Origin of the sequence: Arthrobacter sp. Bz4 (assembly GCF_003075455.1) — a bacterium.
In the GTDB taxonomy this organism is placed as follows: Bacteria; Actinomycetota; Actinomycetes; order Actinomycetales; family Micrococcaceae; genus Arthrobacter_D.
This window is the reverse complement of record NZ_QDAE01000001.1, coordinates 124,571-145,732: the sequence shown is the minus strand read 5'-3', so window position 1 is coordinate 145,732 and position 21,162 is coordinate 124,571. Positions and strand designations below refer to the sequence as shown.

The 21,162-nt window shown below is 62.3% G+C and carries 25 protein-coding genes and 1 riboswitch; of the genes, 12 read left to right on the top strand and 13 right to left on the bottom strand.

Translation table 11 applies throughout. The features are described from left to right. The first annotated feature begins 17 nt into the window (after positions 1–17). The 4 genes from DDA93_RS00720 (at position 18) to DDA93_RS00705 (ending at position 3,582) form a co-directional block, all read left to right on the top strand. A complete protein-coding gene (locus tag DDA93_RS00720; protein WP_024475770.1) occupies positions 18–398 on the top strand; it encodes an iron-sulfur cluster assembly accessory protein in 381 nt (126 codons plus the stop codon). 192 nt (positions 399–590) lie between these two features. After that, the gene (gene coxB / locus DDA93_RS00715; RefSeq protein WP_019482758.1) at positions 591–1,457 is read left to right on the top strand and encodes a cytochrome c oxidase subunit II; all 867 of its coding nucleotides are present in this window, start codon (positions 591–593) and stop codon (positions 1,455–1,457) included. Beyond that, on the top strand, positions 1,457–3,184 hold the full coding sequence (gene ctaD / locus DDA93_RS00710) for a cytochrome c oxidase subunit I (protein ID WP_116777823.1): 1,728 nt from the start codon (positions 1,457–1,459) through the stop codon (positions 3,182–3,184). Before coxB ends, ctaD begins: the two co-directional genes overlap by 1 nt. Beyond that, complete coding sequence (locus tag DDA93_RS00705; RefSeq protein ID WP_019482756.1) at positions 3,181–3,582, top strand: cytochrome c oxidase subunit 4; 402 nt, start codon at positions 3,181–3,183, stop codon at positions 3,580–3,582. The genes ctaD and DDA93_RS00705 overlap by 4 nt, the downstream gene beginning before the upstream one ends. A gap of 83 nt (positions 3,583–3,665) precedes the next feature. Here the strand turns inward: DDA93_RS00705 and DDA93_RS00700 are convergent, their stop codons facing one another. Together DDA93_RS00700 and DDA93_RS00695 are read right to left on the bottom strand one after the other, a co-directional pair. Beyond that, complete coding sequence (locus DDA93_RS00700; RefSeq protein ID WP_024476549.1) at positions 3,666–5,378, bottom strand: AarF/UbiB family protein; 1,713 nt, start codon at positions 5,376–5,378, stop codon at positions 3,666–3,668. A gap of 5 nt (positions 5,379–5,383) precedes the next feature. Then, positions 5,384–5,923, bottom strand: coding sequence for a PadR family transcriptional regulator (locus DDA93_RS00695; protein WP_019482754.1), 540 nt, complete (start codon positions 5,921–5,923; stop codon positions 5,384–5,386). Between the two features lie 140 nt (positions 5,924–6,063). Between DDA93_RS00695 and DDA93_RS00690 the strand changes: the two genes are divergently transcribed. Further along, on the top strand, positions 6,064–6,861 hold the full coding sequence (locus DDA93_RS00690; protein WP_024476550.1) for a GntR family transcriptional regulator: 798 nt from the start codon (positions 6,064–6,066) through the stop codon (positions 6,859–6,861). Positions 6,862–7,038: 177 nt separating this feature from the next. On the opposite strand, the gene DDA93_RS00685 is transcribed toward DDA93_RS00690, so the two are convergent. The 4 genes from DDA93_RS00685 to DDA93_RS00670 form a co-directional block, all read right to left on the bottom strand. After that, positions 7,039–8,721: a ubiquinol-cytochrome c reductase cytochrome b subunit gene (locus tag DDA93_RS00685; protein WP_116777822.1), complete on the bottom strand. Its 1,683-nt coding sequence runs from the start codon at positions 8,719–8,721 to the stop codon at positions 7,039–7,041. A gap of 1 nt (position 8,722) precedes the next feature. Further along, entirely contained in the window at positions 8,723–9,748 is a 1,026-nt protein-coding gene (locus tag DDA93_RS00680; protein WP_026041071.1) for a Rieske 2Fe-2S domain-containing protein, read from the bottom strand. Positions 9,749–9,841: 93 nt separating this feature from the next. Next, a complete protein-coding gene (locus DDA93_RS00675; protein ID WP_024476553.1) occupies positions 9,842–10,627 on the bottom strand; it encodes a cytochrome c in 786 nt (261 codons plus the stop codon). Positions 10,628–10,714: 87 nt separating this feature from the next. Continuing rightward, positions 10,715–11,353, bottom strand: coding sequence for a heme-copper oxidase subunit III (locus tag DDA93_RS00670; RefSeq protein WP_024476554.1), 639 nt, complete (start codon positions 11,351–11,353; stop codon positions 10,715–10,717). 148 nt (positions 11,354–11,501) lie between these two features. Between DDA93_RS00670 and trpD the strand changes: the two genes are divergently transcribed. After that, positions 11,502–12,566, top strand: a complete 1,065-nt coding sequence (gene trpD / locus DDA93_RS00665; RefSeq protein ID WP_019482748.1) for an anthranilate phosphoribosyltransferase — start codon at positions 11,502–11,504, stop codon at positions 12,564–12,566. On the opposite strand, the gene DDA93_RS00660 is transcribed toward trpD, so the two are convergent. Genes DDA93_RS00660 through DDA93_RS00645 form a run of 4 tightly spaced genes read right to left on the bottom strand, consistent with a single transcriptional unit; the run spans position 12,563 to position 14,827 of the window. Then, entirely contained in the window at positions 12,563–13,288 is a 726-nt protein-coding gene (locus DDA93_RS00660; RefSeq protein WP_116777821.1) for a copper homeostasis protein CutC, read from the bottom strand. The genes trpD and DDA93_RS00660 overlap by 4 nt on opposite strands. Position 13,289: 1 nt before the next feature. Beyond that, positions 13,290–13,571, bottom strand: coding sequence for an Lrp/AsnC ligand binding domain-containing protein (locus tag DDA93_RS00655; protein WP_019482746.1), 282 nt, complete (start codon positions 13,569–13,571; stop codon positions 13,290–13,292). A 57-nt stretch (positions 13,572–13,628) separates the two neighbouring features. Then, positions 13,629–14,054: a DUF3054 domain-containing protein gene (locus DDA93_RS00650; RefSeq protein ID WP_243400468.1), complete on the bottom strand. Its 426-nt coding sequence runs from the start codon at positions 14,052–14,054 to the stop codon at positions 13,629–13,631. Next, positions 14,051–14,827, bottom strand: a complete 777-nt coding sequence (locus DDA93_RS00645; RefSeq protein WP_207771290.1) for an alpha/beta fold hydrolase — start codon at positions 14,825–14,827, stop codon at positions 14,051–14,053. Before DDA93_RS00645 ends, DDA93_RS00650 begins: the two co-directional genes overlap by 4 nt. Before the next feature lie 106 nt (positions 14,828–14,933). Between DDA93_RS00645 and DDA93_RS00640 the strand changes: the two genes are divergently transcribed. The 3 genes from DDA93_RS00640 (at position 14,934) to DDA93_RS16140 (ending at position 15,912) form a co-directional block, all read left to right on the top strand. Then, positions 14,934–15,209, top strand: coding sequence for a DUF2277 domain-containing protein (locus DDA93_RS00640; RefSeq protein WP_024476559.1), 276 nt, complete (start codon positions 14,934–14,936; stop codon positions 15,207–15,209). Between the two features lie 64 nt (positions 15,210–15,273). Further along, positions 15,274–15,699: a VOC family protein gene (locus tag DDA93_RS00635; RefSeq protein ID WP_279325239.1), complete on the top strand. Its 426-nt coding sequence runs from the start codon at positions 15,274–15,276 to the stop codon at positions 15,697–15,699. Between the two features lie 24 nt (positions 15,700–15,723). Then, positions 15,724–15,912 (top strand): hypothetical protein, encoded by a 189-nt coding sequence (locus DDA93_RS16140; protein WP_133185378.1) that lies wholly within the window; start codon positions 15,724–15,726, stop codon positions 15,910–15,912. A gap of 1 nt (position 15,913) precedes the next feature. On the opposite strand, the gene DDA93_RS00630 is transcribed toward DDA93_RS16140, so the two are convergent. Then, positions 15,914–16,612, bottom strand: a complete 699-nt coding sequence (locus DDA93_RS00630; RefSeq protein ID WP_024476561.1) for an alpha/beta hydrolase — start codon at positions 16,610–16,612, stop codon at positions 15,914–15,916. Positions 16,613–16,716: 104 nt separating this feature from the next. Here DDA93_RS00630 and DDA93_RS00625 point away from each other — a divergent pair, with 104 nt between their 5' ends. Continuing rightward, positions 16,717–17,478 (top strand): class I SAM-dependent methyltransferase, encoded by a 762-nt coding sequence (locus DDA93_RS00625; protein ID WP_116777819.1) that lies wholly within the window; start codon positions 16,717–16,719, stop codon positions 17,476–17,478. 56 nt (positions 17,479–17,534) lie between these two features. Here the strand turns inward: DDA93_RS00625 and DDA93_RS00620 are convergent, their stop codons facing one another. Continuing rightward, positions 17,535–18,317, bottom strand: a complete 783-nt coding sequence (locus DDA93_RS00620) for a hypothetical protein (RefSeq protein WP_116777818.1) — start codon at positions 18,315–18,317, stop codon at positions 17,535–17,537. Further along, on the bottom strand, positions 18,314–18,841 hold the full coding sequence (locus DDA93_RS00615; protein WP_019482738.1) for a YetF domain-containing protein: 528 nt from the start codon (positions 18,839–18,841) through the stop codon (positions 18,314–18,316). The genes DDA93_RS00620 and DDA93_RS00615 overlap by 4 nt, the downstream gene beginning before the upstream one ends. A 103-nt stretch (positions 18,842–18,944) precedes the next feature. Here DDA93_RS00615 and DDA93_RS00610 point away from each other — a divergent pair, with 103 nt between their 5' ends. Together DDA93_RS00610 and DDA93_RS00605 are read left to right on the top strand one after the other, a co-directional pair. Then, positions 18,945–19,778, top strand: coding sequence for a hypothetical protein (locus DDA93_RS00610; RefSeq protein WP_116777817.1), 834 nt, complete (start codon positions 18,945–18,947; stop codon positions 19,776–19,778). 227 nt (positions 19,779–20,005) lie between these two features. Then, complete coding sequence (locus DDA93_RS00605) at positions 20,006–20,542, top strand: hypothetical protein (protein ID WP_116777816.1); 537 nt, start codon at positions 20,006–20,008, stop codon at positions 20,540–20,542. A 506-nt stretch (positions 20,543–21,048) separates the two neighbouring features. Continuing rightward, positions 21,049–21,137: riboswitch (SAM riboswitch) on the top strand. Positions 21,138–21,162 lie beyond the last annotated feature (25 nt).

The following is a 21,162-nucleotide window of genomic DNA, read 5'->3' as shown; positions in this document are numbered from 1 at the left end:
GCGAGGAGAAACCAGTAATGAGTACTTCCACCAGCGAAACCACCACAGAGACCACCGAGGCCGCGTTGGCCGCACACGAGGTGGCGCTATCTGAGGTAGCTGCCGAAAAGGTACGCAGCCTCCTCGAACAGGAGGGCCGCACCGACCTGCGCCTGCGCGTCGCCGTGCAGCCCGGCGGCTGCTCCGGTTTGATCTACCAGCTGTATTTCGACGAACGAACCCTCGACGGCGACGCCGTCAGGGACTTCGACGGCGTCGAGGTCATCGTCGACAAGATGAGCGTTCCCTATCTTGCAGGCGCCTCCATCGATTTCGAAGACACCATTTCCAAGCAGGGCTTCACTATCGACAACCCCAACGCTGGCGGTTCCTGCGCGTGCGGCGATTCATTCCACTAGCACGTGTCAGCTGCCCAAACAAACGCACAGATGACCTGCCAAAAGTTCCACGGCAGGCCGTCTTTGTGTCATCCAATGGCGGCGGTAACAGGTAAGCTCTACAGTAAGTAGTAAAACTAAATGTGTGCTTTTTGCGCACACGGGGTAACGCCGCCACGGGTGGCAGACACGTAAGAAAAGGAAGGGCCGTCTGTGAGTTCGCAGCACCGAACCGGCACCCGGCGCGCAAGGGTCGTCAAGATCTCCAGCATTATGCTGATTGGCGCGTTGTTTCTGTCGGGCTGTTCAGCTGAAGTCCAAAGGGGTTGGTTGCCCGCCGAGCGCGACAACACCAACCACACCGGCCGAATCATCGATCTGTGGGTGAATTCCTGGATTGCCGCACTGATAGTCGGCATCATCACCTGGGGCCTCATCATCTGGTGCATCGTTGCTTATCGCCGGCGCCGGAATGAGACCGGATTCCCACGCCAGGTCAGCTACAACCTTCCACTCGAAGTGTTCTACCTGACCATTCCCCTGTTCATGGTCCTGGTGTTCTTCTACTTCACTGACCGCGACCAGCAGGCGATCGACGCCCGCGTCGACAACCCTGATGTAATCGTCGACGTCCGCGGCAAGCAGTGGTCCTGGGACTTCAACTACGTCAATGAGGACAAGTACTTCAGCGGCGTCCAGGCGAACCTCACCGGCGAGGAAGGGATCCCCGAAACCCTCCCGACCCTGTACCTGCCGGTCAACCAGACGGTCGAGCTACAGCTCAACGCCCGCGACGTCATCCACTCCTTCTGGGTGCCGGCGTTCCTGCAGAAGCGCGACATGATTCCAGGTCGCACCAACTACATCACCCTGACCCCGACCAGGGAAGGCACCTTCGACGGCAAGTGTGCCGAACTGTGCGGTGAGTATCACTCGGAGATGCTCTTCAACGTTGCGGTTGTTTCGCAGCAAGAGTTCGACGCGCACATGGCCACCCTTGAAGACGGCCAGCTCGGGGAAGAATACGATCGCAATTCCTACCCGGACACTGAATCCGAAACAGCAGGGAGTAACGGCTGATGTCCACCTACGAATACACGGCTGAAGATACCGGCACCCTGGTAGCGCCGCGGGTAGTACCGAGGTCCAAGGGGCGCGTGGTAGTCAGTTGGATTACTTCCACCGACCACAAGACCATCGGGTACATGTACCTGATCGCCTCCTTCATCTTCTTCTGCTTCGCAGGAGTGATGGCGCTGGTCATCCGCGCTGAACTGTTTGAACCCGGTATGCAGATCCTGCAGACCAAGGAGCAGTACAACCAGCTCTTCACCATGCACGGCACCGTCATGCTGCTGATGTTCGCCACCCCGCTGTTCGCCGGGTTCGCCAACGTCATCATGCCGCTCCAGATCGGAGCGCCCGATGTGGCGTTCCCCCGCCTGAACGCCCTGGCATTCTGGTTCTTCCTGTTCGGCAGCACTATCGCCGTCTCCGGTTTCATCACCCCACAGGGTGCCGCATCGTTTGGCTGGTTCGCCTACGCCCCATTGTCGAACACCACGTTCTCTCCGGGGCTCGGTGGTGACCTCTGGGTCTTTGGTCTGGCCCTGTCCGGGTTCGGCACCATCCTCGGCGCGGTCAACTTCATCACCACGATCATCTGCATGCGGGCCCCCGGCATGACCATGTGGCGGATGCCTATCTTCACCTGGAACACGCTGGTCACCGCGATCCTCGTGCTGATGGCTTTCCCACCACTGGCTGCCGCACTCTTCGCCCTGGGAGCCGACAGACGATTTGGTGCCCACATCTTCGATCCGGACAACGGGGGAGCGATCCTCTGGCAGCACCTGTTCTGGTTCTTCGGTCACCCCGAGGTGTACATCATCGCACTGCCGTTCTTCGGCATCGTTTCCGAGATCTTCCCGGTCTTCAGTCGCAAACCGATCTTCGGCTACAAGGGCCTGGTTTACGCCACCATCGCAATCGCTGCCTTGTCAGTGACCGTCTGGGCGCACCACATGTACGTCACCGGAGCGGTCCTGCTGCCGTTCTTCGCCTTCATGACGATGCTGATCGCGGTGCCGACGGGCGTGAAGTTCTTCAACTGGATCGGCACCATGTGGCGGGGTTCGATTACCTTCGAGACGCCCATGCTGTGGAGCCTCGGTTTCCTGGTGACCTTCCTCTTCGGTGGACTTACGGGCATCATCCTCGCCTCACCCCCGCTCGACTTCCATGTCTCTGACACCTACTTCGTGGTGGCTCACTTCCACTACGTGGTCTTCGGAACCGTGGTGTTCGCCATGTTCGCCGGCTTCTACTTCTGGTGGCCAAAATTCACCGGCAAGATGCTCAACGAGCGGCTCGGGAAGATCCACTTCTGGATGCTGTTCCTCGGCTTCCACGGCACCTTCCTGATCCAGCACTGGCTTGGCGTCATCGGGATGCCTCGCCGGTACGCCGATTACCTGCCTGAGGACGGGTTCACTGCGATGAACCAGTTCTCCACTATCGCGTCCTTCGTTCTTGGTGCTTCACTGATTCCGTTCTTCTGGAATGTGTACATCACCTGGCGCAGCGGCAAGAAGGTAGAGGTCGATGACCCGTGGGGCTTTGGTGCGTCACTCGAGTGGGCTACCTCGTGCCCACCACCACGCCACAACTTCACCTCGTTGCCCCGGATCCGGTCAGAGCGACCAGCACTGGACCTCCACCACCCTGAGCTGCAACAGCAGCACACGCCTAGCTCGGCTGTCGGCCAGGCTCTTGGCGCAGCGACCGGAAGGACGCCTAAACCATGAAGGTTGAAACCGGACTCTTCTTTTGGGGTTTGCCCTTCTTCCTCATCGTTGGGGTTGTCTACGGATACCTCACCGGCTGGGATGAATACGTTGGCTTCCTGGGCATTCTGCTCGTTGGTGGTCTGGCAGGAATGATCGGGTTCTACCTGGGCTTCACCGGCCGCCGGGTTGGAATGCGGCCCGAGGACAGGCTCGACGCCGAGATCCACGAGGGCTCCGGCGAACAGGGTCACTTCAGCCCCTGGAGCTGGTGGCCCCTGGCGCTCGGTCTGTCCGCCGCGACTGGTTTCCTGGGTCTGGCAGCCGGCTTTTGGATCCTCTACATCAGCCTTGGCATGGTAGTGATAGCACTTGTTGGCTGGGTCTTCGAGTACAGCCGCGGAGATCACGCACACTAACCAGGTCTGCGCTGACCACACGAGAGGCCCCCACCGTTCACAACGGTGGGGGCCTCTCGTTCGTTAACAGCTGTCCTGCGCGCCTACAATCCGCTGCGGCCCGCCCACAGCCCATGGAGCAGGGGGACCGCTGACGAGACCATCAGCACGCTCCCCAGCACCAGATCATCAGGCCGGACCAGAGCACCGGCGATCAGCAGCGCACCGAACACCAGGGCCGAAGCGGTCCGTTTGAACGACCGGTCGAGCTGGGCCACCCGCCGTTCCAGGCGTGGCGTGGCAACGGCTATCGCCCCATCCTCGATGCGGGTGACCAGGCTATCCAGACGCCGTGGCAGCCGCAGGGCCACCCCGGCGGCGTCAATCGCTTGCTGAGCCACATCCTGCACCAGGTTGCCACGCTCGTCGCGGAGCAATTGCGCGGCATACGGTTCCACCGAATCCCACAGGTTGAACCGGGCATCCAGTGAGCTGGCCACTCCTGAGGTCAGGGACATCGCCCGGATAATCAGCAGGAAGTTTTCGGGGAGCTGAAACGGCAGGGAACGAACCAGGTCGCCGAACTCGACAGCAAAATCGAGGAACTCCCGCGGGTCAACCTCACGAAGTTCAGCGAAACCCAGACCGCCGAACCGGGAGAAGAGGTGAGTCATCGCCCGTTCCAGCTCGGTGGTGTCGGCCGAGGGCACCAGTACACCAACGTCGCTGATGGCTGCCACCAGTCCCTTGCCGTCGCGGGAGGCGGCAGCTATCAGGAGTTTTCGAAGTCCGTTGCGGGTGCTGAGCGGAACCTCGCCCACCATCCCGAAGTCGATGAAGGTCAGGGTCCATTGGTCGTCTGCTGAAGGGCGCCTGGTCGGGGTGACGAAAATGTTGCCCGGGTGCGGATCCGCATGGAAGTAGCCGTTGGTGAACATCTGGTCGAACATGACCGAGGCGAACACCGGAGCGACCCTGGCGGGGTCGATACCCGCTGCCACCAGGGCTGCCGTGTCGTTGACCTTGATCGCGGTGACATCTTCGAGAGTCAGCACACGGCGCGTACTGCGCTCCCACACGACCGCCGGGACAGTCACCCTGTCGTCCTCGGCGAAGTCGGCACCAAACCGCTCAAGGTTCGCAGCCTCGTGCTGGTAATCGATCTCCAACAGACTGATCTGGGCGAACTCCTCCACCAGTGCCGGAACGTCCGCCCGACTGGAAACCAGACGAATACGGCTGAGCCAGCCGCCCACTTTACGGAGAGCAGCCAGATCAATGTCGATAATCGCGTCGATGCCCGGCCGCTGGACTTTCAGGACCACACTGGTCAGTCCGGTGTCCGCCGAATCAGGGGACCGGAGCTGGGCCCGGTGTGCCTGGCCAAAGGACGCGGCAGCAATGGGAGCTTCCTCGACCGACGCGAACACCCGCGCCAGGGGAGCGCCCAGCTCGGACTCGGCCAGAACGCGGATCGCTCTGAAGGGGACTGGCGGGACTTCGTCCTGCAACCCTTCCAGCTCCGCAGTGATCTCCGGCGGCAGCACGTCAAGCCTCGATGAGAGGAACTGCCCGACCTTGATCATCAGGCCCCCCAGGTCCACCGCCAGGACACGGAAGCGCTGGGCAAAGCGCAGCATCCTTTTCGTCCGGGTGCGCTCCGCCACTTTGCCGAGGCCGATGCGCGGCAAAAACAGTTCAAACCACCAGGTGACCGCCAGGTGCCACGCGGCGAAGCGTATGATGCGGCGGTAACGGGCACGGGTCGCCCCAACGCCGGGTAGCTGCTCTGTCCGCTCCCGGCGACCCGATGTCACGCCCGTCAGTCCTGGGCAAGGATCGAGTACAGCCGGCGTCGGGCTTCATTGAGCACCTTGACGGCTTCCTGGACCTGTTCAGGTGTTCCGGTACGCCCCACCTGGGCCGCGGCCTGGGCAAGTTCAACTCCGGCCTTCGGCAGCGCGCCGAACCCGGTGCCGGCCTCGTGGCCCATAGCCCAGGGCGCTGCTCCGCCCGCACCGGCTACTTCTTCCCGACCCGCTTCGGTCAGCGAATAGATTTTCCGGCCGTTGGATTCCTCGGCGCTGATAAACCCCTCATCGGAAAGTAGCTGCAGAGTCGGATAGACCGAGCCGGCGCTTGGCTTCCAGCTGCCACCACTCCGCTCCTCGATTTCGTGGATGATCTGGTAGCCGTGCATGGGCCTTTCCGCGAGCAGGGCAAGAATCGCCGACCGTACCTCGCCCCGTCCCGCCCGGGTTCCGGTGCGCTTATCGAACCGTGACCGCAGCTCTTCGACCGCCTGCCACATGCCGTCAATGTTGTTTCCGCTGAACCCGCCTGCTGGGTATGAATTCCGCATTGCGCTCTCCCTTGAATCATCTAACGATATATAGCGATACTCAACGATACCCTCGATTTCGCGGGTAAATCAACGATCCGGGGGAGCCCTTTAGACTGAAAGCAGCCGCGTTCTTCCAAGGCTCCTGAAAGGCTTTCCCGTTGTCGAGTACCCTATTGCTCTCCCTTGAGGGAGGGCTGAATCCTGAGTCCACGGCGCCGAAACACGTGCAGCTCCGCGAGATCCTCCGCCAGCTGATCATTGACCACGCCGAGCCTGGTACAGCCATTCCCTCTGAGCGAGAGTTGACCAGACACTTCGGGGTGGCACGCATGACCGTCCGGCACGCGATCGATGCCCTGGTCGCCGAGGAGGTGCTGGAACGCATCGTGGGACTGGGGACGTTCGTCGCACATACCAAGCTGGACCTGCAGATGAAGCTCACCTCCTACAGCGAGGAGATGCACCGGCGGGGTATGGTTCCCGACGCGCGGGTACTGAGCTTCGAACAGATCGGGGCAACCCCGCTGATTGCCCGCGAGCTGCAACTCGAGCAAGGCCAGCCGGTAGTCCGGTTCAGACGCCAACTGCTCGCGGATGGAGAGCCGATGAGCGTTGACGAGAACTTCATCCCGGCCCACCGGGTGCCGGGGATTCTTGACGAGCCGGCGCCGACGTCGCTGTACAACGTTTTGAGCGAACGGTTCGGCCTGCTGATGGAATGGGGCGAGGACACCATCGAGGCGACCGCGGCCTCTGCTTCGATCGCCAGGCTGCTCAATGTGGATTTGGGAGCGCCCCTCCTGAAAATCCAGCGGCACGCCTACGTGGCCAGGTCGATGATCGACTACTCGGTGTCCTATTACCGGGCGGACCGGTACAAGCTCTGGGTGCCACTCCAGCGCCCCGGGGTACGGTCCCCGCGCGCTTATACGGCGAAGCGGTTGAACAGTCCCTAGCTAGCGCTTCAGGCCAGTAGGGTCAAACCCTGCAGGAACTGCCCCCGGAGTCAGATCCGCCGGTTCCCAGCGGCCATCCTTGCCCTACGGGCCGGAGCTGTCCCGCATAGCCGGATGTGCGCCAACGAAAGAACCCGATCCAGCTATGCGCTGGACCGGGTTCTTTATCGTGTCGTGCTACTTGGAGATTGCCGCTTTGTCGTGCTGCTCGGCGATCTCGTCGTGGTGTGCGTGAGAATGCGCTGCCGCCAACTCCGCAGGCGTTACCGGTGCCACCCTGTCTTCGAAGAAGAAGCGTGACAGCCAGCCGCGGGCCTTCTCGGTCCGGGTGACGTGTCCGTTGACATCCGCCTCGGCTGGCAACACTCCTGCAGACTCGTAGTTGACCAGGTTGTAGCGCTTGTATTCGTCGAGTGGTTCGTGGACCTCGATGAACTCGCCGTGCGGGAGCCGCACAATCCGGCCGGTTTCCCGACCGTGCAGGGCGATCTCGCGATCCTTGCGCTGGAGAGCCAGAGCAATACGCTGTGCCACCATGAAGCCGATGATCGGGCCCACGAAGAACAGCACCCGCAGCCAGTAGGTCACATCGTTCAGGGATACGAAGAAGTGGGTGGCAATGAGGTCCGAGCTGGCCGCTGCCCACATGACGCAGTAGAACACTACGCCGGACACGCCAACCGCGGTGCGGAACGGTGCGTTGCGCGGACGGTCGAGCAGGTGGTGTTCCCGCTTGTCCTTGGTCAACCAGGACTCAATCCACGGCCAGGCGAACATCAGGCCGAACACGATTCCGGCAGGAACGAGGGCGGGAAGCAACACGTTCAGCGACAGGGTGTTCACGCCCCATGGCATCGGGATGTTCCACTCCAGCGGCAGCCCACCGAGCCACCCCGGCATGAGGCGCAACGCACCGTCCACCCAACCGATGTACCAGTCGGGCTGGGTGCCAGCCGACACGGGGGAGGGATCGTACGGGCCGTAGTTCCAGATCGGGTTGATCGTGAACGCCGCCGAGATCGCTGCGATGATGCCAAACACGATGAAGAAGAATCCACCGGCTTTCGCTGCGTAGACCGGGCCGACGGGGAAGCCGACCACGTTGTCGTTCGTCCGGCCTGGGCCGGGGAACTGGGTGTGCTTGTGGGTCACCACCATGAAGAGGTGGATGACGATCATCAGCAGGATGATCGCGGGGATCAGCAGGATGTGCAGCACGTAAAGCCGTGGAATAACCACTGTGCCGGGGAATTCGCCGCCGAAGAGGAAGAAGCTGATGTACGTGCCAACAACCGGGACGGCCTTGATGACGCCGTCGATGATGCGCAGGCCGTTACCGGACAGCAGGTCATCGGGGAGTGAGTAACCGGTGAAGCCTGCGGCCATGGCCAGGATCAACAGGACGCAACCGACAACCCAGTTCAGTTCGCGGGGACGCCGGAACGCACCGGTGAAGAAGACTCGGAGCATGTGCACGGACACTGCTGCGACGAAGAGCAACGCAGACCAGTGGTGGACCTGCCGCATGAACAGCCCGCCGCGGACATCGAAGGAGATGTTCAACGCCGTGGCGTATGCCTCGGACATTTCGACCCCGCGCAACGGCACATAGCTACCCTCATAGTGGGTTTCTGCCATTGAGGGATCGAAGAAGAAGGTCAGGAAGGTTCCTGACAGGAGCAGGATCACGAAGGAGTACAGCGCCACCTCACCGAACATGAAAGTCCAGTGATCGGGGAAAATCTTCCGCCCGAACTCCTTGACCATCCCGGATCCGCCGACTCGTGAGTCAACGTAGTTGGTGATCTTGCCAACGCTCGTCTTGGGTTGGTAGGTACTTTGCGATGTCGTGCTGCTCATGTCAGCCACGCTCCCAGAAACTTGGTCCTACTGGCTCTTGAAAATCGCTAGTAGCGATGAGGTAGCCCTCGTCATCAACGGCGATGGGCAGCTGCGGTAGCGGTCGTGTCGCCGGTCCGAAGATGACCTTGCATTCCTGCGTGAGGTCGAACGTCGACTGGTGGCACGGGCAAAGCAGGTGATGGGTCTGCTGTTCGTACAGAGCAACAGGGCAACCCACGTGCGTGCAAATCTTGGAGTAGGCAACAATGCCTTCATAGCCCCAGTCCTCACGGCCAGGGGAGGGGTTCAGCGACTCGGGGTTCAGGCGCATCAGCAGGACAACCGCCTTGGCCTTCTCTTCCAGATAGTGCTCAGAATCCGAGAGCCCTTCAGGGATGACATGGAAAGCCGAACCGATGGTGACGTCTGAAGCCCTGATCGGGGTGCCGCTGGGGTCCCGCGCAAGCCGGGTTCCCGACTCCCAATAGGTCTGCCGCAGCACGTTGCCGGGCAAGGGACCCAGATCGCGGAAAATGAAGACGGCCGGGAGCGGTGCCAGAAGCATCGCACCAAGGAGGGTGTTGCGGATCAGTGGGCGACGCTTGATGCCGGTTTCCTCAACGATGTCGTTGATGATCTTTTCTGCATCGGCGCGGTCAGCTTCGGTGCGGATCTCGTGCCGGTCCTCGGATACTTCGTGGTCAGGCATGAGTGTCTTGGCCCAGTGAACAATTCCCACGCCGATGCCGAGCATCGCGAACGCCGTGCCGAGGCCGAGCGTCAGGTTTTGCAGTCGGAGCGTCTCGATGGTCTCGTCCAGCGGGATGAGGAAGTACCCAACGAAAAACAGGATGGTCCCAATAATCGACACCAGGAACAGAATCGCTACCTGTCGCTCCGCGCGCTTCTCCGCACGCGGATCCCGGTCAGCCAGGCGGGGACGGTGTGGAGGCAAGCCAGGGTTCTGGAACTTCTGTACATCGCCCTGACCGGGCCTAGCAACGACGCCAGTACTCTCTGGACTGCCGTGACTATGATCGGCCATGATCCCTCGCATCCTTCTGATAAAACTTCGCTTGTGGTCTGTTGTTAAGTGTGGTGGTGCAGCCCTGAGGCAGCTGATGGAGCGTCATGTGGTTTAGGACGACCGGGCCGTCAGCCAGACAGTGAACGCGATAATGACGCCTAGCCCTGCGACCCAGATGAACAGACCTTCAGAGACTGGACCCAGCGAACCGAGGTCGGCTCCACCGGGGGAGCCCTGCTCGTCGATGGTCTCGAGGAACGCGATAACGTCGCGCTTGTCCTCGGGGGTGATGTTCGCGTCGCTGAACACTGGCATGTTCTGCGGACCGGTAACCATTGCCTCGTAGGTGTGCTTCGCCGTCGAGCCGGACAGTGCTGGAGCGTACTTGCCGCGGGTCAGCGCGCCGCCGGCTGCTGCCGCGTTGTGGCACATTGCGCAGTTGACGCGGAAGACAACTCCACCGTTTGCTGGGTCGGCGTCGGACGTGTCGAGCATGTCCTCGCTCGGAATGGCTGGTCCGGCACCCAGGGAGGCGACATAAGCGGCCATCTGCATGGTCTGCTCGTCGTCGAACTGTGGTGGCTTGACCTGCGCCTGGGGTCCCTGCATCTGCATGGGCATGCGCCCGGTGCCCACCTGGAAGTCCACCGATGCGGCACCGACGCCAACCAATGACGGGCCGTTATCGGATCCGACTGCGCCCATGCCGTGGCAGGTGGCGCAGTTGGCGATGAAGAGCTTCTCGCCCTCGTCGACCTCGTCGGCCGAGAAGGACTGGGCCTGGGCGTCATTGGTGCTGCTCGCCAGGGCATAGACGCCGCCCGTGAAGAGTAATCCGATGAGCAACAAAGCTACCGCTGCCAGGGGATGACGTCGCCTTTGCGAAAGTGCCTTCACTTGCTGGTTCCTGCCTTCTGTCGTGCAATCACTGCCGGTACCACTTGATGGAATTCTACACCTAGTAGAAGAGTGTTCAACTAAGGGTTACTTCAGGAAATAGATGATGATGAACAGCGCAATCCAGACAACATCAACAAAGTGCCAGTAGTACGACACAACAATTGCTGAGGTGGCCTCAAAATGACCGAACCGTTTCGCGGCGAATCCGCGGCCGATGATGAAGAGGAAGGCGATCAGCCCGCCCAGCACATGGAGACCGTGGAACCCGGTGGTCAGGTAGAACGACGAGCCGTAGGCGTTGGATGAAAGGGAGACGCCTTCCGAAACCAATACCGCGTACTCGTAGCCCTGAACCGCAACGAAGATGGAACCCATGAGGAAGGTCAGGAGGAACCATTCGATCATTCCCCACTTGAGGGGGGAGAAGACGCTGCCGGTGCGGCGTGCTTGCAACCGCTCGGCTGCGAATACACCGAACTGGCAGGTCACCGAGCTCAACACGAGAATGATCGTGTTAATCAAGGCGAACGGTACGTTCAGCTTTTCAGTCTCCATTGCCCACATCTCACTCGAGGTGGAACGCAGGGTGAAGTACATGGCGAATAGTCCGGCAAAAAACATCAATTCACTGGACAACCAAACGACGGTTCCTACGGAGACCATGTTGGGGCGGTTCAGCGTTGGATGCGCCGTGGTGCTGGGGGCTTGAGTCGCAGATGTCACAGAGCCATTATGTCTCTAAAAAGGGCCAGTTCACCAATGCTGGGGATGCCCCGGCGCGTCCCCGGCACCGCGAAGGACTCGGCATCCCAGTAACGGCGCGGAAGTAGTGAACAGATGACTTTCTACAATTCGTAGATAACCTTGAGGTGTGACGACGATTTCAAGCCCCGACGGCGGATCCCCGACCTGGCCCGTACTCATCTCCGCGCTGATCCGGGGGGACGATCTCACCTCCGATCAGACCCGCTGGGCGATGGACCAGATCATGGAGGGCGACGCTTCCCATGCCCAGATCGCGGGATTCCTCGTCGGTTTGAGAAGCAAGGGGGAGACGGTCGGTGAACTGGTCGGGCTGGTCGAGGCAATGCTGGCTCGGGCCCACCGCATCGACGTGCCAGGGCCCACCCTGGACATTGTGGGCACCGGCGGGGATGGGCTCAACACGCTCAACATCTCGACCATGTCGTCGCTGGTGGCCGTGGGCGCCGGGGCGAAAGTGGTGAAGCACGGAAACCGCAGTGCTTCGTCGTCGGCCGGCGCGGCAGACGTGATCGAGGCGCTGGGTGTCCGGCTGGATCTCTCGATTGACGACGTCGCCCGTTCGGCCGAGGAGGCGGGAATCACCTTTTGCTTCGCCCAGGTGTTCCATCCGTCAATGCGCCACGTCGCAGTCCCGCGGCGTGAACTGGGTGTCCCCACGACCTTCAACTTTCTTGGCCCGCTGAGCAACCCGGCTGGGGTCGATGCTCAAGCCATGGGATGCGCCAGCGAGCGGATGGCGCCGCTGATGGCGGGAGTATTGGCGGCGCGGGGGATCCGGGCCCTGGTGTTCCGGGGCAGCGACGGTCGGGACAAGCTGACGACCAGTGGCTCCTCGACCATCTGGGAGGTCCGCGGCGGGACGGTGACGGAGCAGCAGGTCCACCCGGCCGACTTCGGGTTGCCGGTGTCGCCGGTGGAGGCCCTCCGGGGGGCCGACGGTGCCAGCAACGCGCGTGTGGTGCGGGCATTGTTGGCGGGGGAGCGGGGGCCGGTCCGGGATGCCGTCGTGCTCAATGCTGCCGCAGGCCTGGTGGCGTTCGACGTGGCTCACGGCACGCCACTGATCGACCGGATCAATGCGGCAATGCTGCGTGCGGAGCATTCGATTGACTCGGGGGCAGCGCAGGGTTCGCTCGAGAAGTGGGTGCGGGTAACCGGTGGTGTGGCCTAGCCCAGCCGGGTGGCCTGATCTATGACTGCGGCGACCAGCACCGGGTCGGTGACCTGATAGCTGGCGCCTTCCGTGTCTGACGCGCCAAGTGGCACGCCGTAGCCGCTGGGGCGGTGAACCGACTTGGCCGAGAGGTGGACTTCGGAAATCCCTGCCGCGGCGAGCGCCGGCAGGTCGCCGATGGTCACCCCGCCCCCGGCCAGGATGGTTAGGCCGCTGCCAGCGGCCGCCATCGATTGCAGGGCTGCGATGCCTTGCCCCGCGGTCGGAGCCCCACCGGAGGTCAGGACCCGCGTGAAACCGGCAGCAGCGATCGCGTCGAGGGCGGCAAGCGGCGAAGGAGTGTGGTCGATCGCGCGGTGGAAGGTGTATTCAAGCCCTGGGGCGGCCTGCCGCAAGGCCCTGACGGCACCAGCATCCACTCCGCCGGAGCCCGTCAGGACCCCCACCACGATGCCAGCCGCGCCCTCGTCCGCGGCAGCCGAGATGTCGCCGGCCATCAGCTCCAGTTCCGCGGGAGAGTAGACAAAACCCCCTGGACGCGGACGGATCAGCACGTGCAGCGGCAGCCCGGGGACTGTTGTTCTGATCTGTCGAATCAGACCGACCGAGGGCGTCAGACCGCCCAGCGGCAGGGCAACGCAGAGTTCGGACCGCACCGCACCGGCGTCGTACGCGATCGCCGCCCCGGCAGTGTCCTGAACCGCAATCTCAACGCGCATCCTAGCCTTCGAAGCCCAACGAGAAGGCGGTGTCCAGATCGTGCTTCGAGTAGGAGCGGAACGCGATCTGGGTGGTGGTCGACTCCACGCCCTCGATCTTGGACAGTCGGTCGGCGATGACGTCCGCGAGGTCCTCATGGCGGCTGACCCGGGCAATGGCAATGAGGTCCCATTCGCCGGTCACCGAATAGACCTCGCTGATGCCTTCGATTTCGGAAATTTCCTGCGCGCACTCCGGAATCCGGGAGGCATCAGTTTGGATCAAAACAAATGCGGTGATCATTGGGGGTCTCCTAGGCAATAGTGGGGGACTGGCTGGGGAACAAACTCTTCGGCTAACTTATCGTGAAGTGCTCCGCCACCGCAGGACCATGGCAGCGATAGCGCGGGGGAGGAGCAGCACCGCACCGAGCACCAGGACGGCGACCAGCTGGAAGCTGACCGCCATGCCGCCGCCAAGTAAGGCTCGAATCCCCAATCCGCCGACGGCGGTACCCAGCCAGATCAGCATCCCCGTCGGCCACAGCGCCGACGGCGACCGCCAGGCCCTGGACGCGCCCCAGGTGAGGAGACAGGCGGTGAGGAAGGGTGCGGCAGTGCCCAGGACGCCGAGGATCACCAGTCCCGACTCATGGGTGGACCGCCCGGTCGCTGCGAATCCAGTGATCAGCACCAGGTCCGCAGCAAGCCAGCCCGCTACGGCTCGGCCGGTTGGTCGGGTCCGCCCTTCGGCGGGGGCGTTTTTGCTGAGGCGCGGCACGTTCACGAGGTGCTGTCGAGAATCAGCCGGGCTGTCTCCGCGGGCTGATCCCAGTGTGGGAAGTGTCCGCTTTCCTCGAACCAGTGCAAAGTCGCATCAGGGAAGCGCTGCTGGGCGGTGGCCGCCTGGCTGGGGAAGGTCACCCGGTCGCGTCGCCCCCACCCAATCACCACGTTGCCGGAGAGGGATCCGGCGGGGGCGCCCTGCTGGGTGGGCCCTTCGATCAGGGACCGGCGGGCCTCGTCGACGCCTGGCGAGGACGCGAAACCCTGCAGCTCGGTGAGGACCAGACCAGGATCGAGCTGCCAGGGTTTAGCCGAGAACTGCGCCAGCAGCGCGCTGCGACCAATGGCTGTGCCGGTCAGGAAGGGGAGCGCGGACTGGATTGCGCGGACCAGGGCGACCGAGGCGGTGATGCTGGTACCGAAGATCAGCCGTTGACGGTCGGTCCAGAACCCTCCGGGGTCAAGTGAAACAGTGCTGCCCGAATGACCGCGCCGTGCCAGCTCAAGGACAATTCGGGCACCCATCGAACTGCCCACCAGAGCTGTGTCCTGTAGGTCCTCGCTTTCGATGAAACGTTCGACGGTATCCGTCAGCGTGCCGATCGTCACCGGCCCGATGAGCGGCGGCGTGTTGCCGAACCCCGGCAGGTCCACGGCGGTCACTTCCCGCCCGGCGGTCAGCGCCGGCATGATCGGGTCCCAGGTGCGAAGGCTTGAGCCCAGGCCGTGCACCAGGAGGAGGGGAGTACCGCTGCCGTGTCGTTCGAAATGCATCGTGATCCTTCGCTGGGGAGTGCTTCAACTCTAGGCATGGTGAGGGCGCAATCGGGAACTGAGGAGGCTATTCCCCCCGGGGTGAACTAGGCCTACGCTATGGAATATGTGCAGAAATATTCGAACTCTGTCCAATTTTGAACCGTCAGCCACCGACGACGAGATTCACGCGGCGGCCCTGCAATTCGTCCGCAAAGTCAGTGGTTCCACCAGACCGTCGAAGGCAAATCAGGAGGCGTTTGACGCCGCCGTCGACCGCATAGCCCATGTGACAGCGCATCTGCTGGCGGACCTCGTCACCACCGCGCCGCCCAAGGACCGAGAGGTTGAAGCCGAGAAACACAAGGCACGGTCTGCCAAACGGTTTGCCGCCACCGGCTGACTCCCACCGGGTTGGTAGGAGCGCCGCACAGGCCCCGGGCCTGCACCCGCTAGCTTCCGTCAGAATCGAAGGAGATCACCATGCTACCCGACTCAATCCGTACCTCAATTTCAAAGGCAACGCCCGGGAGGCCATGACCTTCTACCAGTCGGTCTTCGCTGGCGAGCTGACCATGAGCACTTTTGATGAATTCCAGGCGGCCCAGGACCCGGCCGATGCGGAAAAGATCATGCATGGGCAGCTCGAAACTGAAGGCGGGCTGATGCTGATGGGCGCCGACATCCCGACCGGCATGGAGTACACGGAAGGGGACACTTTCTCGGTGTCGCTGAGCGGCGAGGATGAGGAGGAGCTCCGCGGCTACTGGGACAAACTATCAGGCAGCGGCACGGTGACTGTCCCGATGGAGCGAGCACCGTGGGGAGACAGTTTCGGCATGTGCAAAGACCGGTATGGGGTCGCCTGGCTGGTCAATATCAACGGCTCCTAACGCTCTGGGACTCTCCCTGCATCGGTGTTGCGCAGCACCCAATTGCGCAGCACCCAATTGCGCAGCACCCAGTTGCGCGGAACCCAGTTGCGCGGAACCCAGTTGCGCAGCACCCAGTTGCGCAAAAAAGTGGGGGCCCTGCAGATGAGTGGTTGCGCTACCGCTTACCTGCAGGGCCACTACTTTTCTGGCCTGAGGTGGCGGTGGGGATAGCCTAGCGGTCGACGGCGGCGAGGATCGCCGCACTGAGATCCGCCGGCCGGGTGAACTGGGGCCAGTGACCGGTGGGCAGGTCGACATACTCGACATTGTGGATATGGGTCAGTTCGGAAACGTTCGGATCCCCCGCATCCATCCAGTGCTGAAGTTGTTCAGAGGTGAACTCGCAGCAGATAACCGTCGCCGGCACCCTGAAGCGGCCTTCGTCGACCAGTCGCTGCTGGTCGGTGGCCACCCCCAGGGGCTGCGGGATAGCTCGGCGGATGAACGCCTGCCGGACGTCGTCGTCGAGGTCAACGAGGTCCTCAGCGTCGAAGACATCCCAGGCCGGGAGCGGGATTTCATTGCCGTCCGCCGGCAGCTGGTCGTTGATCACTCCGCCCTCGCCGAGCGGTCCGCTATCCACATAGATCCCGCGGAGCACATGGTTGGGCCGCTGGTCGATAGCGCCGTAGATGATGGCACCGCCCGCCGAATGTCCGACCAGCACCACAGGCCGGTCCACTGCATCGATAGTGGCCACGACGGCGTCGATGTGCTGGCGGAGGCCGATGCCGGCCCGGGGCGCATCCTTGGCTTCCAGGCCGGGAAGGGTGAGGGGATGGACGTGGTGTCCAGCAGCCGTGAGCGGGGGAGTCACGTCATCCCATGACGACGCGTCAAGCCAGAAACCGGGAACCAGAATGATGTCCATGACGGGACCTTACGCCCGGTGGGGGTTCCCGGCAACCATTGACGCCCGGAACCGGAGCCGCTTCGCCCCTACCGGCGTAAAGGCCGTCGGAGTAGGTTGGGAGGGTGAGTTTCACCGTAGCAGCTGACGCCTATGACCGGCTCATGGGCCAGTACTCAGTGCCTCTGGCTGCAGAGTTTGTCCGGCTGGTTGACGTCGGAGCTGGCCTCCGGTGCCTCGACGTGGGGTGCGGCCCCGGAGCTCTGACGGCCCGGCTGGTATCTAGGGTGGGCGCTGGCCTGGTTGCGGCGGTCGACCCGTCAGAGCCGTTCGTTGCTGCGGCGCGGACCCGGCTCCCCGGAGTCGACATCCGTCCCGGCACAGCCGAGGAGCTGCCTTTTCCTGACAGCGTGTTCGATATCGCGTTGGCGCAGCTGGTGGTTCACTTCATGAGCGATCCGGTGGCGGGCCTGCGGGAAATGGGCCGGGTGACGCGCAACGGTGGGGTAGTGGCAGCGTGTGTCTGGGATAACGCTGGCGGCCGCGGACCGCTGGCCACCTTCTGGCGGGCCGTCGAGGAGGTCGGCGGACCCACGGCATCAGAGACTAGGCGTGCGGGGACCGCTGAGGGGCACCTGGCCGAATTGTTCGAGGCCGCGGGTTTGAACGAGATTGAGCAGGGGAGTCTCAGCGTGCGGGTGGAGTTCGACTCATTCGCCGGCTGGTGGGAGCCCTTCACTCTCGGCGTCGGGCCGGCCGGTGATTATATGAACGGGCTGGACCCCACGGGTCGGGAGTTTCTCCGGAAGGCCTGCGCCGAACTGCTTCCCGCACCGCCGTTTATGATCGACGCGACGGCGTGGGCAGTCCGGGCGCGTTCTGGGTGACGGTCACAAGTGGCCCCTGGACCCCCTGGGCCACACAAGAGTGGTGCACCAGCACACTAGCGGTCGCGCAACCACTTAGCCGGGGATGAGCCACTTTTCTGGGCACTATCTTCCGAAAGCGGGGGAGCGCCGTTGGCCGGCTGTCCGGACTCCACCGTGGGCGATTGGTCCCTGAGGAAAAACGCTCCGAGGGAACCGGCGAGGGTCGCGAAAACCGCCACAGAGTAGATGGCCAGCAGCACCTGGAGTGCGCGGGCGAAATGGTCTGTCGGAGTGATCCCGGTACCGGTAATTGTTGCCATCGAGGCTTCGAACAAGGCGTCGGTGTAGGACTCGTGGGACCCGGTGGCATAGAGCAATTGGCTAGCGGCAAGAATCACTACCGCTGTCACTGCCGCAAGCCAGCCGATCCTGCCGGAAAGCAGTCTGCCAGCGGATCTGGAGCCTCGCACGCTGGCAGAGAGGATTCCGCCGAACCGCGCGAAGCGAGCCGCCCGCAACATCCTGAACGCCTGCAGCGCCCTAAAAAATCTGAGGAACGGGACAAGCAGGAAAACTACCTGCCACCAGTTCTTCCGCCAGAACGCGGCACTGAAACTGGCGATGTAGGCTCGCAACAGAAACTCACCCACGAAAATTACCCAGAACAGCCAGCCGACAATACTGAACACCAGGACAAGCGTCGGATCCTCAGCCAGCACCTGTCCGAGCACTATGAACAGGAAAATGATGCCCAGGATGCCCATCGGTTTGTCGAGCCGCCGCGCCAGTTCTTCGGCCGATCGCAGGCGTACCCCAAGCGGTGAGTCGGAGCCTACTCCGTCATGGGGGCTGGTCATGGCGTACCGGCACCTGGCCAATTGGTGACTTCGTCGAGCGCGGATCCGCTACCGATCTTGTCCGTAGGAATGACACTGAGGGTGCCGTTGGTTTCGAGTATCACAGCCGCAATGTCAGATAGGTCTCCTGAGCCAGCGGTGCGAATTGCCTGACGTACCTCGGATTCCGTCAGACGGTTTCTGCGCAGTTCGTCAGCCTGCAGTTGCCCTCCAAGGACCAGGGCAACCGGCTTGGCCGTGACCAACGAACGTATTCGGGGCCAACGTGCCGACATCGCGGCGACCACCAACTGAAGCGACGCCAGTAGCACCAGTGCAGTCAGTCCCTGGGCGAAGGAGACCTCAGCACTGAGCAGGATGGTGGCAAGTGTAGATCCCAGGGCAACGGTGACGATGAAGTCAAAAGCATTGAGCTGGCTAAGGGTACGTTTGCCCGACGCCCGCAGGAGCACCACCAGCGCGGCATATGATACCGATCCAATGATGAGTACTCGGATAATCTGATCCCACGATTCAAACCACATGTAGAGATCGTTTCATACGGCTCGTGCCATCGCAGCAGGCTAGCGGTAGGGGACGTGGGGTTTGTTCGATCCCAGTGAAGAACCCGCCTCGAGAGGACCACCCATGACCAATGAGAAACGCTATTCACTCGTCGATCCGGCGTCACCAGCTTTCGGTGTCGCGTCAACCGCCGTCATGGGCGCCGTCACGCTCGTCGATCCTTCCAGGCTGGACGGACAGCAGCGCCGCGTCATGCGGGTGGTCTCGGCCGTAGTGTCGGGGCTCTACGTTGGCGTTACGATCGGCGGCAAGCGGCTACCGCTCAGGGCTCTGGCCGGGGTCGTTACAGGAGCTGCCACGCTTCGTTTCGCTGACACCAGTGAGGCTATCGATTTGCGACTGGAGAACAAGCTGCGCCAGGTCGGGATCCAGCACCCGCGACGATGGATGGCCGCCGGTACGGCAGCGTTCATCGCCGCCGGATTCGTTGGTGATCGTGCTGCAGCCAGAAGGCGGGAGTTCCTGGCCATGCTCGAGGATCAGTCCGAACAGGTACGGCCGCTGGACAGCAAAGTTCGAAAACTGGTGGGGGGCATCCTCAGCGCCAGCGAGGAAAGAGGGGCTCAGGAGCTCCGCGCCCAGCTGGATGCCGCCGAGGAGGTCTACTGGGACGACGAGTTCACAGGCACCGCATACTTCAAGGTCCCGGAAGGGTTGCCCCGCGCTGTGCCACACAACCAGGTATATCCGGTGCGGGCCCGCTTCATTGGGCCGGACGGCGCATCACATCAGGTGCTCGTACAAGTCGTCGACGGCATGATTGACCACATCACAGCAGAGGTAACGAACCAGGAAGACGCCGATCAGGTCGAAGGCCTCCTTGAAGGGTGGCCGGACGCCGCCGAGGTGGTCTATGTCCTGGATAGCACCGACGGGACGAGCACAACGATCGGCTAAGGCCGGCGCCTCTCTGTCGAGCTACGACGGCGCCGGGGTCATAGGTTTGCCCGGGATGCTGGCCATTGGGGATCGCGTGGCGGAGTCGATCTACCTCTTGCATAAGCGACTTCGGAGTGTTTAGCTTCGAGGGCGGCGCGGCCGGGCTTGGGGCCGAGATCGAGGTTATTCCAGCAGGGTCGGTGGAATTGCTGAAGCCCCGCAAGAATCGCTGAACCGAGGACAGAATGCATGCGAAGCGAAACAGTGCGACCACCCTGCTCGCCCTTGCCCTCCTGATGGCAGGGGCCGGCTGCTCCGTCAGCCCGGGATACTCAAGCGTGCTGACTGATGGGGGCACCGACGAAATGTGCTTTGTGGATGTGCCGCCAAGCGAGGGGAAAACCCTCGTCGGTGAGGTAATCACCAACAACGGAGATCAGCCGGTCACCGTCACGGAAGTGAAGCTGCTGGATGCTAAGGACATGGTGGTGGAGGACGCCTACATTATTCCGATGCAGTCAGGCCCAGGTACTACCCTCGGCGTGAGCTCGACGTTAACAAAGGACCCAGAGGTTCAAGCCATACTGGACCGGGCCGAACCGGCTGAGGGCTACGTCATCGGCCCAGGGGAGCAGGTTAATGTGGTGACCGCAGTATCAATCGCCGCAGCTGTCCGCCAGGGAACTGCATCTGGAATTGGGGTGCGCTCTGAGCAGTGGCCGGACACCAACGTCTCTGACGCGCGAATCAAAATGACCATGACGAAAGACTCGTGTTTCTGACCACCAGATATCCGTTAGTTGACATAATGTAGATTATCGGCGTTTCCGGGAAGGGTTCAGCAGCGGATCCGGGAACTCCCTTTACCGCCAGCCTGACGCGAGATAAAGACCCACCGGTGAAGATTATGAACTACTTACGATCATCAACTCTTTGCCTTTATCCGTAGCGCGTTGATCCGTAGCGCGGGGTCGAGCCGTAACGGATCCGCCAAACCGCCGTCGTCAGCAGGCGCGCAGTCGAGCACGCGCTGCCAGAATATTCTCATCCAGACGGATTCGAGGATTCGACGGTCAGCGAACGCGCGTCGAACCATGCCGTCGCAACGTTATCGATCACCCGCCACTCCGTGCTGATCTCTCTCATACCGAAATGTATACCCACCTGCACCGGCCTGCCAATGCTGAATGTTGCGTCGGAAGTCGTACAGATCAGGACTTTCTTGATTGCCCCATCATTATGCGATTAGATCGCCGTAGTCCGCAGGGTATCGCTCCCCCGGACTGAACAACCATCCAGAGCGGCTGAGAGACCTGGCTCGTTGAAGCCGCAGCAACCACCCCTCGGGGCCGGTGCTACTGCCAGGACCGATGGAGAAAGTTTTATCCCCCGTTGGTGTCGA

Bases quoted from the DNA above. Each gene is read 5' to 3' on its own strand.
- DDA93_RS00720 (WP_024475770.1), top strand. From the start codon at position 18: ATGAGTACTTCCACCAGCGAAACCACCACAGAGACCACCGAGGCCGCG.
- ctaD (WP_116777823.1), top strand. From the start codon at position 1,457: ATGTCCACCTACGAATACACGGCTGAAGATACCGGCACCCTGGTAGCG.
- DDA93_RS00705 (WP_019482756.1), top strand. From the start codon at position 3,181: ATGAAGGTTGAAACCGGACTCTTCTTTTGGGGTTTGCCCTTCTTCCTC.
- DDA93_RS00695 (WP_019482754.1), bottom strand. From the start codon at position 5,923: ATGCGGAATTCATACCCAGCAGGCGGGTTCAGCGGAAACAACATTGAC.
- DDA93_RS00685 (WP_116777822.1), bottom strand. From the start codon at position 8,721: ATGAGCAGCACGACATCGCAAAGTACCTACCAACCCAAGACGAGCGTT.
- DDA93_RS00680 (WP_026041071.1), bottom strand. From the start codon at position 9,748: ATGGCCGATCATAGTCACGGCAGTCCAGAGAGTACTGGCGTCGTTGCT.
- DDA93_RS00660 (WP_116777821.1), bottom strand. From the start codon at position 13,288: ATGCGCGTTGAGATTGCGGTTCAGGACACTGCCGGGGCGGCGATCGCG.
- DDA93_RS00655 (WP_019482746.1), bottom strand. From the start codon at position 13,571: ATGATCACCGCATTTGTTTTGATCCAAACTGATGCCTCCCGGATTCCG.
- DDA93_RS00645 (WP_207771290.1), bottom strand. From the start codon at position 14,827: ATGCATTTCGAACGACACGGCAGCGGTACTCCCCTCCTCCTGGTGCAC.
- DDA93_RS00640 (WP_024476559.1), top strand. From the start codon at position 14,934: ATGTGCAGAAATATTCGAACTCTGTCCAATTTTGAACCGTCAGCCACC.
- DDA93_RS00630 (WP_024476561.1), bottom strand. From the start codon at position 16,612: ATGGACATCATTCTGGTTCCCGGTTTCTGGCTTGACGCGTCGTCATGG.
- DDA93_RS00620 (WP_116777818.1), bottom strand. From the start codon at position 18,317: ATGACCAGCCCCCATGACGGAGTAGGCTCCGACTCACCGCTTGGGGTA.
- DDA93_RS00615 (WP_019482738.1), bottom strand. From the start codon at position 18,841: ATGTGGTTTGAATCGTGGGATCAGATTATCCGAGTACTCATCATTGGA.
- DDA93_RS00610 (WP_116777817.1), top strand. From the start codon at position 18,945: ATGACCAATGAGAAACGCTATTCACTCGTCGATCCGGCGTCACCAGCT.
- DDA93_RS00605 (WP_116777816.1), top strand. From the start codon at position 20,006: ATGCATGCGAAGCGAAACAGTGCGACCACCCTGCTCGCCCTTGCCCTC.